The sequence below is a fragment of the Sinorhizobium fredii USDA 257 genome, assembly GCF_000265205.3.
In the GTDB taxonomy this organism is placed as follows: domain Bacteria; phylum Pseudomonadota; class Alphaproteobacteria; order Rhizobiales; family Rhizobiaceae; genus Sinorhizobium; species Sinorhizobium fredii_B.
Map to the genome: position 1 here is coordinate 375,342 of NC_018000.1, position 13,413 is coordinate 388,754.

12 protein-coding genes are annotated in these 13,413 nt (G+C 62.7%); 9 read left to right on the plus strand and 3 right to left on the minus strand.

What is annotated here, in order from left to right; all coding sequences use genetic code 11:
* Window positions 1–9: 9 nt before the first annotated feature.
* On the minus strand, window positions 10–999 hold the full coding sequence (locus tag USDA257_RS01695) for a glycosyltransferase (RefSeq protein ID WP_014761133.1): 990 nt from the start codon (window positions 997–999) through the stop codon (window positions 10–12).
* Window positions 1,000–1,378: 379 nt separating this feature from the next.
* Here USDA257_RS01695 and folD point away from each other — a divergent pair, with 379 nt between their 5' ends.
* Window positions 1,379–2,278, plus strand: coding sequence for a bifunctional methylenetetrahydrofolate dehydrogenase/methenyltetrahydrofolate cyclohydrolase FolD (gene folD / locus USDA257_RS01700; RefSeq protein WP_014761134.1), 900 nt, complete (start codon window positions 1,379–1,381; stop codon window positions 2,276–2,278).
* A 4-nt stretch (window positions 2,279–2,282) separates the two neighbouring features.
* Here folD and USDA257_RS01705 read toward each other — a convergent pair whose 3' ends face one another.
* Window positions 2,283–3,314, minus strand: a complete 1,032-nt coding sequence (locus USDA257_RS01705) for a substrate-binding domain-containing protein (RefSeq protein WP_014761135.1) — start codon at window positions 3,312–3,314, stop codon at window positions 2,283–2,285.
* A 296-nt stretch (window positions 3,315–3,610) separates the two neighbouring features.
* On the opposite strand from USDA257_RS01705, the gene USDA257_RS01710 reads away from it, so the two are divergent.
* From USDA257_RS01710 to USDA257_RS01745, 8 genes are all read left to right on the plus strand, one after another.
* Window positions 3,611–4,969: an ABC transporter substrate-binding protein gene (locus tag USDA257_RS01710; protein WP_014761136.1), complete on the plus strand. Its 1,359-nt coding sequence runs from the start codon at window positions 3,611–3,613 to the stop codon at window positions 4,967–4,969.
* A gap of 149 nt (window positions 4,970–5,118) precedes the next feature.
* The gene (locus USDA257_RS01715) at window positions 5,119–6,126 is read left to right on the plus strand and encodes a carbohydrate ABC transporter permease (RefSeq protein ID WP_014761137.1); all 1,008 of its coding nucleotides are present in this window, start codon (window positions 5,119–5,121) and stop codon (window positions 6,124–6,126) included.
* 1 nt (window position 6,127) lies between these two features.
* Window positions 6,128–7,276: a carbohydrate ABC transporter permease gene (locus USDA257_RS01720; protein WP_014761138.1), complete on the plus strand. Its 1,149-nt coding sequence runs from the start codon at window positions 6,128–6,130 to the stop codon at window positions 7,274–7,276.
* A 29-nt stretch (window positions 7,277–7,305) separates the two neighbouring features.
* On the plus strand, window positions 7,306–8,961 hold the full coding sequence (bglA, locus tag USDA257_RS01725) for a beta-galactosidase BglA (protein ID WP_014761139.1): 1,656 nt from the start codon (window positions 7,306–7,308) through the stop codon (window positions 8,959–8,961).
* A 20-nt stretch (window positions 8,962–8,981) separates the two neighbouring features.
* Window positions 8,982–10,070 carry an ABC transporter ATP-binding protein gene (locus USDA257_RS01730; protein WP_014761140.1) on the plus strand — a complete coding sequence of 363 codons (1,089 nt, stop codon included), beginning with the start codon at window positions 8,982–8,984 and terminating at the stop codon, window positions 10,068–10,070.
* A 153-nt stretch (window positions 10,071–10,223) separates the two neighbouring features.
* Window positions 10,224–10,634 carry a hypothetical protein gene (locus tag USDA257_RS01735; protein WP_014761141.1) on the plus strand — a complete coding sequence of 137 codons (411 nt, stop codon included), beginning with the start codon at window positions 10,224–10,226 and terminating at the stop codon, window positions 10,632–10,634.
* Between the two features lie 43 nt (window positions 10,635–10,677).
* A complete protein-coding gene (locus USDA257_RS01740) occupies window positions 10,678–11,043 on the plus strand; it encodes a GFA family protein (protein WP_014761142.1) in 366 nt (121 codons plus the stop codon).
* Window positions 11,044–11,167: 124 nt separating this feature from the next.
* On the plus strand, window positions 11,168–11,527 hold the full coding sequence (locus USDA257_RS01745; protein WP_014761143.1) for a VOC family protein: 360 nt from the start codon (window positions 11,168–11,170) through the stop codon (window positions 11,525–11,527).
* A gap of 34 nt (window positions 11,528–11,561) precedes the next feature.
* Here USDA257_RS01745 and edd read toward each other — a convergent pair whose 3' ends face one another.
* The gene (gene edd, locus USDA257_RS01750) at window positions 11,562–13,382 is read right to left on the minus strand and encodes a phosphogluconate dehydratase (RefSeq protein WP_041414895.1); all 1,821 of its coding nucleotides are present in this window, start codon (window positions 13,380–13,382) and stop codon (window positions 11,562–11,564) included.
* Window positions 13,383–13,413 lie beyond the last annotated feature (31 nt).

Below are 13,413 nucleotides of genomic sequence, written 5' to 3' on the forward strand. Positions count from 1 at the left end.
GGGATGTTCTCAGCTCTCTCCGGCAGATCGGAATTGTTCGCCAGCAAAGCCTATGCTGGCCGTCAGCCGGCCGATCGCCACATGGAAGTGATAGAGGCTTGCGGTTGCAAGCCCGGTTTTCGCCCATAGCTTGAGGCCAAGCGGCAGTGACGCTGCGAGCAGCGCCATCGACTTGCCGAGCGTTCGCAGGCGACCCGTAAACGTCGCGTCGCGCTGATGTTCGAGCAGCGTGGAGATTGCGCCTTGTTCGAGGCTGCGGGCCCGGATCCAGGACGCCGTCGTGTGCTCTGGCGGAACAGTTTCCGCTACCCATGCCTCCGCGGCCCAGGCAAAGGAGAACCCCTTCGCTCTGCATCGATTGAAGAAATCCCCGTCGCTGACGCCGACGAAATTGAGGGCGGGGTTCAGAAACGGCCGCGGCATGGCATCGAGCACCGCGCGTGTGATGAGGACGTTGCCGGCGGAATAAAGCCGCGGCACCGGCCCGGTCGCGTCGTAATGGGGCGAAAAGATGGGATGATGCTTCCATTTCTGGCCATCCGGATCCTCGAAGACAGGAAGCTGGGGGCCGCCGACTATGTCCGCCCCGTGGCCCTCCTGAACGGCAATAAGGCCATCGAGCCATTCGGGAGCGGCGACCGCATCATCGTAAATCACGGCTAACGCGCGCAGGTTCGGATAGAGGTCGAGGGCCGTCTCCAAGCCGGCATTGCAGGCATGGCTGTGCCCCCGCCGATGCGCGACGATCACGGTCGAGTCGGACCGGTGTTCGAGAAAGAATGCTTTCGCCGCTTCCGCTCCCGCCGAGGCGTCGGGGTCGTTTTCAACCACCACCGTGGCGCAAGCAACGTCGGGCCGTTGCGAGACAATCGTTTTCAACGTCTTGATGAGATGGTCGGGGCGCCGGAATGTCGGAAGCACGACGACGAGTTCAATATCCGCCGGATTCTCCAGTTCGGTCTGGAAGTGGATCGAAATGTCCTGACCGGTCGGTTGCATAGACGAAATCCGCGTAGCTGAAGGCAAGCAATAAGCAAATCTTCGTAAAGCGATGCTGATTCAGAATACGAGTCTACCACGTTCGTGGTCTCGGCGTGACAGTACTCGGCTGGTTCTTGTGGAGAACAAGGCCCGCGCCTTTGGACGTGCATCGCCCGTGAGGCCCTTCCATGCGATCGAACTCTCAGCCCCCGCCATGTGAGCTTAGGGGTCTCTCAGCGATGCAAGGAAATGCCGCGGTCGCCTGGCCGAATCGCGGCGCTATCCTGGTGGACACTTGCATTTATCCGTTTGGAACAGCATAGGGCGCATGCAGGCAAATGCGCAAAGTGGCGCCGGCTAGAGTGTGGCGCTTCGAGGATAGTTCGGGAGATACGCCGTGACGACTGTGATTGATGGCAAGGCCGTTGCCGCTTCGGTCATTGAAACCGTGAAATCGGCCACCAAGACGCTGGAGACGGAAGCAGGCGTCCGGGCCGGCCTTGCGGTGGTCATCGTCGGCGACGATCCGGCAAGCCATGCCTATGTGTCGGCGAAAAGCCGGATGGCCAAGGAATGCGGTTTCCTCTCGGTCCAGCACACGCTGCTCAAGGAGACCTCGCAGGAGGAACTGGCGGCGCTGGTGGCGGAGCTCAATGCCGATCCGTCCATCCACGGCATTCTCGTCCAATTGCCCTTGCCGAAACATCTTCAATCGGAGCCGATCATCCAATCGATCCTGCCGGAGAAGGATGTCGACGGCCTGCATGTCGTCAATGCCGGCAAGGTCGCGACCGGCGATCTCGACGGCGGGCTCGTCTCCTGTACCCCTGCCGGCGCCATGGTCTTCGTGCGCCGCACCCATGGCGACGACCTTTCAGGGCTCAACGCCGTGGTCATCGGCCGCTCCAATCTCTTCGGCAAGCCGATGTCGGCGCTGCTGCTCGCTGCCAATGCGACGGTCACGACGGCACATTCGCGCACCAAGGATCTTCCGACCGTGTGCCGTAACGCCGATATCCTGGTGGCGGCGGTCGGCCGCCCGGAAATGGTCAGGGCGGACTGGGTGAAGCCCGGTGCGCTGGTCATCGATGTCGGCATCAACCGCGTTCCCGCGCCGGAGCGCGGCGAGGGCAAGACGAGACTGGTCGGCGACGTCGCCTTCGAAGAATGCGCGAAGGTCGCAAGCGTCATCACACCGGTGCCGGGCGGCGTCGGGCCGATGACGATCGCCATGCTGATGGCCAACACGATCATCGCTGCCTACCGCAAGGCCGGCCGCAAGCCGCCGAAGTTCTGACGTCCTACCGCCCGGGCGCGGGCCCGGTCGAAGCGCGCACGATCAGTTCGGCGCGCCAGAGCTCCTGTTGCGGATAGTCGCCGCGGCCGATGATTCCGCTGATCAGCCGCGTCGCGATGCGCGCGCCGGCTGCCCGAAGCGAGGAGCGCGTGGTCGTCAGCGGCACGCTGAAATTCTCCGGCTTCAGCATCGGCAGGACGTCGTCATGGGCGATGATCGAGATGTCGCTGCCGATGACGAGCCCCGCCCGGTTTATCGCCCGGACGGCGCCGAGCGCCAGCACCGTACTGGAGCAAAGAACCGCGGTCGGCGGGTCCGGCCGTTCAAGAAAGGACTGCATGCTTCGATAGCCGTATTCGTCGGCCATCACCGAATGATGGACTAGCTCTTCGTCGAGGCCAAGACCCCACTCCTGGAGCGCCCGCGTCACCCCCTTTTTTCGACGGATGGAGAAGGCGAGATATTCCGGCCCGTTGATCAGCGCGATCCGGTGATGGCCGAGTTGCAGAAGAAGCCTGGTGGCGTCGTAGAACGCCTGCGTGTTGTCGATGTCGAGGAACGGATAGTCGCGCGAGCCCCCGATCGACCGGCCGTGGACCACGAAGGGGATCGAGAGCGCCTTCAGCATCGCAATGCGCGGGTCGTTGGCGCGCATATAGGCCAGGAAAACCGCATCGACATTGCCGCTTGCCGCCAGCCGCCGAAACGTCGCCTCCTCGTCATCCGGCGCGCTGGGGTTGAGCACGAAGTGGAAATCGTGCTTCAGCGCCTCCTCGGCGAGCCCCGCGAGAAATTCGCCGAAATGGATGTCGGAGTCGATGCCGGGCGCGATCGGCATCACGAGCCCGATGGAATAGGCCTTTCCCGTAGCAAGCCGCTGGGCGGCACGATTGGGCCGGTAGCCGGTCTCGCGCACCGCCTGCAGCACCCTCTGGCGCGTATCCGCATTGACTTCCGGATAGCCGTTGAGGGCCCGACTGACCGTCGTCTGCGACAGGCCGAGGATCTCCGCCAACTGCTTGAGATTGACCGCCATCGTCGCATTCCTCCCAAAGCGCTTTGGATATCTCCTGGATTGTTGACAGATCAGCCAGCGCCCACCTACGTCCTCTATCATCCGATCCGTGCAGGAAAAAGCAGAAAACGGCGCCTTCGCGACGCAATACGTTACCGCAAAGCAATATTTTCGCGTTAAGCGAGCGGCCAGAGGAAAGCCCTTGACTCTTTCTCGGCGGCATTGGAGTGTTGGCAAACTCAAAGCGCTTTGAATGTTGCGCCTTGACGATCACCCGTGGCGTGACGCCCGGGTTTCTTTTTGGGGAGGACCAGAACGTGAAGAGATCATTGCTGATTGGCGTCGCTGCGCTCGCTCTGCTTGCAGGGACCGCCGGCGCCGCCGACCTGAAGTTCAAGCCGGGCGAGGATTCGAAGTTCAATTGGGGAAGCTTCGAGGAGTTCAAGAAGGGGCATGACCTGAAGGGCCAGACACTGACGATCTTCGGTCCCTGGCGCGGCGAGGACGAGGCTCTGTTCAAGAGCGTTTTTGCCTATTTCGTGGAGGCGACGGGGGTTGAGGTCAAGTATTCCTCCTCAGAGAACTATGAACAGCAGATCGTCATCGACACGCAGGCCGGCAGCCCGCCCGATGTCGCAATCCTTCCGCAACCGGGTCTCATTGCCGACCTCGCCGCGAAGGGCCTCCTGACGCCCCTCGGCGACGAAACCAAGCAATGGCTGCTCGACAATTATGCCGCCGGTCAGTCCTGGGTGGATCTCTCCACCTATAACGGCAAGGACGGCACCGCGGCGCTCTACGCCTTCCCCTACAAGATCGACGTCAAGTCGCTCGTCTGGTACGTGCCGGAAAACTTCGAAGACGCCGGCTACGAAGTGCCGAAGACCATGGAAGAGCTGAAGGCTCTGACCGAGAAGATTGCCGCCGACGGCGAGAAGCCCTGGTGCATCGGTCTCGGCTCGGGCGGCGCGACCGGCTGGCCGGCGACCGACTGGGTCGAAGACCTGATGCTGCGCACGCAGTCACCCGAGGTCTATGACAAGTGGACCAAGAACGAAATTCCCTTCACGGACCCCGCGGTGATCGGCGCGCTCGATGAGTTCGGCTGGTTCGCGCGAAACGACAAGTTCGTCGACGGCGGCGCGGCAGCGGTCGCCTCCACCGATTTCCGCGACAGCCCGAAGGGTCTCTTCGCCTCGCCGCCGAAATGTTATCTGCACCACCAGGCTTCGTTCATCCCGTCCTTCTTCCCCGAAGGCACGGTGGTCGGCGAGGATGCCGACTTCTTCTACATGCCGCCCTATGAAAGCAAGAAGGAGCTTGGCAATCCGGTGCTCGGCGCAGGCACGCTTGCGATGATCACCAAGGATACGCCGGCTGCGCGTGCCTTCATCGACTTCCTGAAGACGCCGATCGCGCACGAGGTCTGGATGGCGCAGACGAGCTTCCTGACGCCCTATAAGAGCGTCAATGTCGACGTCTACGGCAACCCGCCGCTCAAGAAGCAAGGCGAGATCCTGCTCAATGCCACGACCTTCCGCTTCGACGGTTCGGACCTGATGCCCGGCAAGATCGGCGCCGGCGCCCTCTGGACCGGCATGGTCGATTTCGTCGGCGGCAAGTCCTCGGCCGATGTTGCGGCCGGCGTTCAGAAGGCCTGGGACGCCATCAAGTAAAGTCTGGGGCGGCGGACGGCATGCCTCGTCCGCCGCCTTCCCTTTCGGACCGGCCCGCGTCGGCGGGCCTCCCAACAATAAGCGGAAGCCGCGTCGTGCAATGCGCCTGGAGCGTCCGTTCCGAAGGCGTTTGAGGGGAGGGATGTGCCATGCAGCTGCTCGCTGCCATTCTGACGATGATAGCCGGTGTCCTGGCTTGCGCGGCCTACTTCTGGGCCACCAGTCTCATTCTTGATTGGATTTTTCCGTCGAAGGGGCTGTCGGGTGCCGCCGCCTCCCGCAACCTGCGGATCACCAACGCCATCCGGCCCTGGCTGTTCCTGGCCCCGGCTTTGTTCGCTCTGACGATCTATCTCATCTATCCGGTGGTCCAATCGGTGTGGTTGAGCTTCCATGACAGGGGCGGACAGAATTTCGTCGGCGCGCGCAACTACAACTGGATGATCACTGACGGCGAATTCCGCCAGTCGATCTTCAACAATTTCCTCTGGCTGCTGGTCGTTCCGGCGCTCTCGACCTTCTTCGGCCTGATCATCGCGGCCCTGACGGATCGCATCTGGTGGGGCAATATCGCCAAGACGCTGATCTTCATGCCGATGGCGATCTCGTTCGTCGGCGCGGCGGTCATCTGGAAGTTCATCTACGATTACCGGGCCGAAGGCTCCGAGCAGATCGGTCTTCTGAACGCAATCGTCGTCGCCTTCGGGGCCGCGCCGCAAGCCTGGATCACCCTGCCTTTCTGGAACAATTTCTTCCTGATGGTCATCCTCGTCTGGATCCAGACAGGCTTTGCCATGGTCATCCTCTCCGCGGCGTTGCGCGGCATTCCGGAGGAAACGATCGAGGCGGCCGTCATCGACGGCGCCAATGGCTGGCAAATCTTCTTCAAGATCATGGTGCCGCAGATCTGGGGCACGATCGCGGTCGTCTGGACGACCATCACCATCCTGGTGCTGAAGGTCTTCGATATCGTGCTCGCGATGACGAACGGCCAATGGCAGAGCCAGGTACTCGCCAACCTGATGTTCGACTGGATGTTCCGCGGCGGCGGGGATTTCGGCCGCGGCGCCGCGATCGCCGTCGTCATCATGATCCTCGTCATCCCCATCATGATCTGGAACATCCGCAACGCCACCAAGGAAGCGGGAGGCCACTGAGATGAACCCGTCGACGCGCTCCCCGCTCACCTGGGCTGTCCATCTTTCGGTCCTGCTGCTGGTCGTTCTCTGGACCATGCCGACCGCCGGCCTGCTGATCTCCTCGCTGCGCGACAAGGACCAACTCGCGGTCTCCGGCTGGTGGACGGCGCTCGCGACCTCGTCGCGCAACGATGTGGCGCGTGCCCCTTCGGCCGAAAACCAGGTCGAGCGGGACGGCCGGTTCGTGATCTCCGGCAATCTGCTTGAAGGGCAAGGTGGCGGCCAAGTCTCCGCCTTCGGGTTTTCCAGCCGCGAACCGGGGAAGTTCAAGCCCGGCGAGACGGCCGAGCTCAACGACGGCGAGAGGCTGACGGTGCAGGCGGACGGCAGCTTTGAGATCGTCTCTGACAAGAAGATGGAGGGATCGCGCGGCCAGCGCATCTTTTATACCGCCTCCACGCCTCCACGCTTCACGATCGACAACTACATCGAGGTGCTGAGCGCGGCCGGCATCGGCACGTCGTTCCTCAACTCGCTGACGGTCGCGATTCCGTCGACGGTCATACCGATCCTAATCGCGGCCTTTGCTGCCTATGCACTTGCCTGGATGCCTTTCCCGGGCCGCGCCATCCTGCTCGCAGTCGTCGTTGGCCTGCTCGTCGTGCCGCTGCAGATGTCGCTCATTCCGCTGCTGCAGCTCTATAATGGGGTCGGAGCTTTCCTCGGCGTTCCGGCCAAGACCTATCTGGGCATATGGCTCGCCCATACCGGCTTCGGACTGCCGCTGGCGATCTATCTCCTGCGCAACTACATGGCGGGTCTGCCGCGCGAGATCATGGAATCGGCGCGGGTCGATGGCGCCAGCGATTTCGACATCTTCGTCAAGATCATCCTGCCCTTGTCGTTCCCGGCGCTTGCCTCCTTCGCCATCTTCCAGTTCCTCTGGACCTGGAACGACCTGCTCGTTGCCATCGTCTTCCTCGGTGCGGGGGAGGACAACCTGGTGCTGACCGGGCGTCTGGTCAATCTCCTCGGCTCACGCGGCGGCAACTGGGAAATCCTCACCGCTTCGGCCTTCATCACCATCGTCGTTCCGCTGATCGTCTTCTTTACCCTGCAACGCTACCTCGTTCGCGGCCTGCTCGCGGGATCGGTCAAGGGCGGCTGACACTTCAAGACAAGGACTTTAAGAATCGCATGAACATGACCGAAACGAGCAAGGCCGTTCTCGCAGCCGACAAGGACTGGTGGCGTGGCGCGGTGATCTACCAGATCTATCCGCGCTCCTTCCAGGATACCAATGGCGATGGCATCGGCGATTTGAAGGGCATTTCCGCCCGGCTGCCGCATGTGGCGGCGCTCGGCGCCGACGCTATCTGGATATCGCCCTTCTTCACCTCGCCCATGCGCGATTTCGGTTACGATGTCTCCAACTACACGGATGTCGACCCGATCTTCGGCACGCTCAAGGATTTCGATCAGTTGATCGCAGAAGCCCATCGTCTGGGCCTTCGCGTGATGATCGACCTCGTCCTGTCGCACACCTCCGACCAGCATCCCTGGTTTGTCGAGAGCCGCTCCAGCCGCAGCAATGGCAAGGCCGACTGGTATGTCTGGGCTGATTCCAAGCCGGATGGCACGCCGCCGAACAACTGGCTGTCGATCTTCGGCGGCTCCGCCTGGGCCTGGGACCCGACGCGGCTGCAGTATTACCTGCACAACTTCCTGACGTCCCAGCCCGATCTCAACCTGCACAATGCGCAGGTCCAGGAAGCGCTTCTCGCCGTCGAGCGTTTCTGGCTGGAGCGGGGCGTCGACGGCTTCCGCCTCGATACCATCAACTTCTACTTTCATGACAGGGAGCTGCGCGACAACCCGGCGCTGGCGCCGGCGCGCCGCAACGCTTCGACCGCGCCTGCCGTCAATCCGTACAATTATCAGGAACATATCTACGACAAGAACCGGCCGGAGAACCTGGACTTCCTGAGGCGCTTCCGTGCCGTCATGGAGGAATTTCCGGCAATCGCGGCCGTCGGCGAGGTTGGGGACAGCCAGCGCGGCCTCGAGATCGCCGGCGAATACACCTCGGGCGGCGACAAGGTGCAGATGTGCTACGCCTTCGAGTTCCTGGCGCCTGATGCGCTGACGCCGGAGCGGATTGCCGAGGTATTGCGCGATTTCCAAAAGGTCGCACCGGAAGGCTGGGCCTGCTGGGCCTTCGCTAACCACGATGTCGTGCGCCATGTCAGCCGCTGGGGCACCGGTGTTGCCGACCACGTCGGCCACGCCAAGCTGCTTGCGAGCCTTCTGATGTCGCTGCGCGGCTCGGTCTGCATCTATCAGGGTGAGGAACTGGCGTTGCCGGAAGCGGAACTTGCCTACGAGGACCTTCAGGATCCCTACGGCATTCAGTTCTGGCCCGATTTCAAGGGCCGCGACGGCTGCCGGACGCCGATGGTGTGGGAGAGCCTGCCGGATGGCGGCTTCAGCAGCGCCAAGTCGTGGCTGCCGATTCCGGAAGCACACCTTCCGCAAGCTGTTGCCGTCCAGGAAGGCGATCCGGCCTCGGTGCTCGAGCACTATCGCCGTTTTCTGCATTTCAGGAAGGCCTATCCGGCCTTCGCCAAGGGCGACATTGAATTCGTCGAGACGCGAGCTCCGCTGCTCGGCTTCATCAGGACGCATGGCAACGAGAGGCTCTTCTGCCTCTTCAATATGAGCGAGGAGCCCGCCGCCGCGGATTTGCCGGAAGGCGCGATCGAGCCGCTCGAGGGTCACGGCTTCATCTCTGATATAAGGGACAACAAGATCAGTCTTCCGGCCTGGGGCGCGTTCTTCGCGCGCCTGGCCTAGAAAACCGAGGGGAGGGTGAAATGACGGGTCTGCTGCTAAAAGATATCCGCAAGTCCTACGGGGCGGTCGATGTCATTCACGGCATCAATCTCGACATCAAGCAGGGCGAGTTCGTCGTCTTCGTCGGGCCGTCCGGCTGCGGGAAATCGACGCTGCTCAGGATGATCGCCGGACTCGAGGAGATCACCGGCGGCGACATGTATATCGACGGCGAGCGGGTCAACGAGGTGCCGCCGTCGCAGCGCGGCATCGCCATGGTGTTCCAGTCCTATGCGCTCTACCCGCATATGACCGTTTACGACAACATGGCCTTCGGCATGCGGATCGCCAAGGAATCGAAGGAGGAGATCGATCGCCGCGTTCGCGCGGCCGCGGAGATGCTCCAACTCACCAAGTATCTCGACCGACTCCCCAAGGCGCTTTCCGGCGGGCAACGCCAGCGGGTGGCGATCGGCCGGGCGATCTGCCGTAACCCGAAGGTCTTCCTCTTCGATGAACCGCTTTCCAACCTCGATGCGGCGCTGCGCGTCGCCACCCGTATCGAGATCGCCAAGCTCAGCGAGCGGATGGCCGATACGACGATGATTTACGTCACCCACGACCAGGTAGAGGCGATGACGCTCGCCGACCGCATCGTGGTGCTGTCTCTCGGACATATCGAGCAGGTCGGTGCGCCGCTCGAACTCTACGAGCGTCCGGCAAACCTCTTCGTCGCCCGCTTCATCGGCTCGCCGGCCATGAACGTCATTCCCTCGACGATCACGGCGACTGGCGCCCAGACGACGGTAACCCTTGCCGGCGGCAAGTCCGTCACGCTCGACATCCCGACCAACGCGTCGGAAGCCGGCAAGAAGGCGAGCTTCGGCGTGCGGCCGGAAGACCTGCAGGCGACAGAGGGACAGGACTTCCTCTTCGAGGGAACGATCGCGATCGTCGAAGCGCTTGGCGAAGTGACGCTGCTCTATATCGAGGGCCTCGTCGAGAACGAGCCGATCATCGCCAAAATACCCGGCATCCTCAAGGTCGGCCGCGGTGACAAGGTGCGGTTCACCGCCGACAAGGCCAAGCTTCACCTCTTCGACGCGGATGGGCGCAGCTATCGCGTCTAGAGCCGTCACTTTTTCTTTTGCGCCGATTTTCTTTTGCGCCAACCCGCCCGGCACTGCCGAGCGGGTTTTTTGCGCACCCGCGCCTGAGCCAAACCCTCTGTTAAATTTCACGGATTAGCGTGGCCGCAATTGGAATGCGGAAAGGTGAGTTCTATGAGCGGCGCGGCTCCCGTTATGCCCCGGCACTTTCTCAACAAGGAAGAGTCGTTCATGTATGATCGGGAAGCGAACTTCCCGATGGAGGATACGCGCAACGACGCGCGGATCGAATTTACCGAGAGGGGGATGCAAAACCTTTCGTCGCGTCGCTGCGAGATTATCAAGCTGTCGAAAAGCAGCGCCGTTATCGGCATCGTGACGAAGTTTCAGCTGCCACAGAATTTCTATCTCGACATTCCGAGCGCCCGCATTCCCCTGATCGGCTGCCTATTGAAGCGGATCCACGCCAACAACCTCGTCGAGGCTCGGTTCCTGCGGCTCTTGAGCGACCGCGACCTGAACCGGATCTTCGTCTACAGTACCCATCCGCACCATCGCAACCGCACGCTCGACATCTATCGCTGACCATCAGAGCCTCGAGCACATGAGGCGAAGCGAGGGAGCAGCCATGCAACGACCCTATCGCCTGTCCTGTCACTGCCGCGAAATCGCGATCGAGGTCGATGCTGAACTTTCGCGGCTGGTCGAGTGCAACTGTTCGACCTGCCGGCGCTCGGGCTTTCTTCATTGGAAGGTGGATGCCGCGGCTATCCGGCTCGTCACCGAAAAGCGTCGGATGTCGACCTATATCTGGCGCGGCATCACCGAGGGCCATCATTTTTGCCCGACATGCGGCACCGCGATCATGCGCAGCGGCTATCCAGGCGGCCGTGTTTCGCTCAATGCCAGGTGCGTCGAGGGCGTCGATGTGTTCACGCTCGACGTCGAGCGCTATGACGGCCGGAACGACATGCCACCCGGGCCGCAGCCATAGGCTGTGACTGCGCCGGCACCTCAAAGCGGATGAGGAGCGGCCGCCCGCTTCCTGCCTGCAGATGTCACGGGAACCTTTCCGGTCGAGCAGGCGTTCACACCGAATCTGGCCCGGAGAGGAACAAATGAACGTGCAGAAGATCTACACCGCATTGCTCACCGCAGACCTTGCGGCGGCCGAAGGCTGGTATACGAAGCTGCTTGGGCGTGGACCGGATTATCGGCCGATGGAAACGCTGGTGCAGTGGGAGCTCTTCGGTCAGGGCGGGGTGGCGCTTTCAACCGACGACGAGATCGCCGGCAGGGGCGTGATGTTCCTTGTCGTCGATGATGTCGCGGCCGAGCGCCGCAGGCTGCAGGGCCTGGGGATCATGCTCGGGGACGACATTGAGGGCGATTACTCGACGCTGGCGCAGGTGCGTGATCCCGACGGCAACCTGCTCACGCTGGCGACGCCGCCGTCGCGGCCCTATCCGCCGGCATGACCGCCCGGAAGAGCGAAATCCGCTTCATCGTGATCTAGCGAAACAGGACGCTCCCTCCATGGTCCGCGGTACCGGCGATCTGGCGGAACGGCGCGAACAATTCGCGGCCCATGCCGAACTCGTTGTCGGAGAGGTCGATATGTGCCGGCACGCGCGTCTTCAGCGCGATGTCCTCGATCTTCACCTCGATTGTCCCCTTGACCGCGTCGATGCGGATGATGTCGCCCTCCTGGATGCGGGCGATCGGTCCGCCGTCCTTGGCTTCCGGCGTAACATGGATGGCCGCCGGCACCTTGCCCGATGCGCCCGACATGCGGCCGTCGGTGACGATTGCCACCTTCTGCCCACGGTCCTGCAGGATGCCGAGCACCGTCGTCAGCTTGTGCAGTTCCGGCATGCCGTTCGCCTTCGGGCCCTGGAAGCGGACGACGGCGATGAAATCGCCTTCGAGCTTGCCCGCCTTGAAGGCGGCATTAAGCTCGGCCTGATCATTGAAGATCTTGGCGGGGGCCTCGATGACATGGCGCTCCGGCTTGACGGCGGAGATCTTGATGACCGCCTTGCCGATATTGCCGGTCAGCATCTTTAGGCCGCCGGTATGCTGGAACGGCTCGTCGATGGTTGAAAGCACCTTCGGATCGGCGCTTTCCTCGGGGGACGGCTCGCGCCGGACGGTGCCGTTCTCGCCGAGTCTCACGTCGATCGCATAGGCTTCGAGCCCCTGACCGAAGACGGTCCTGACGCCATCGTGCAGCAGCCCCTTCTTAAGGAGTTGGCTGATCAGGAAGCCCATACCGCCGGCAGCGTGGAAATGGTTTACGTCGGCGAGGCCGTTCGGATAGACGCGGGCAAGCAGCGGTACGATGTCGGAGAGTTCCGAAATGTCCTGCCAGGTAAGCACGATGCCGGCGGCGCGCGCCATGGCGACGAGGTGCATGGTGTGGTTGGTCGAGCCGCCGGTCGCATGCAGGCCGACGACGCCGTTGACGATCGACCGCTCGTCGATCATCTCGCCGGCGGGCGTGAACTCGTTCCCCATGGCGGTAATCGCCAGGGCCCGCTTCGCCGCTTCCTTGGTCAGCGCGTCGCGAAGCGGCGTGCCGGGATTGATGAAAGAGGCGCCCGGCAGGTGGAAGCCCATGATCTCCATCAGCATCTGGTTGGAGTTGGCCGTGCCGTAGAAGGTGCAGGTGCCGGGGCCGTGATAGGATTTCGACTCCGCCTCGAGCAGTTCGTCGCGGCCGACCTTGCCTTCGGCAAAGAGCTGGCGGACCTTCGCCTTTTCGTCGTTCGGCAGACCCGAGGTCATCGGTCCGGCGGGAACGAAGACGGCGGGCAGATGGCCGAAGGTCAGCGCCGCGATCACCAGGCCCGGGACGATCTTGTCGCAGACGCCGAGATAGACGGCCGCATCGAACATGTTGTGCGAGAGGCCGATGGCGGCGGCCATGGCGATCAGGTCGCGCGAGAAGAGCGACAGCTCCATGCCCGGCTGGCCCTGGGTCACGCCGTCGCACATGGCCGGCACGCCGCCGGCGACCTGTGCGACGCCGCCCGCCTCGCGGGCTGCGTCGCGGATCAGCGCCGGATAGGTTTCGAAGGGCTGATGCGCCGAGAGCATGTCGTTATAGGAAGTGATGATGCCGAGGTTCGGGACGCGGTCGCCGGCGAGCGCCACCTTCTCGGCGGGGGAACAGACGGCAAATCCATGCGCCAGGTTGCCGCAGCCGAGCACGCTGCGGTGCGGTCCGTTTGCCGCGGCGCTGCGAATGCGTTCGAGGTAGGGCTCCCGATAGGGCTTCGAACGCTCGACGATACGGGCGGTAATGGCGGCAATGCGGGAATCGGCGGACATGGCACATCCTGTTCCGGAGTCTTCGGACTCC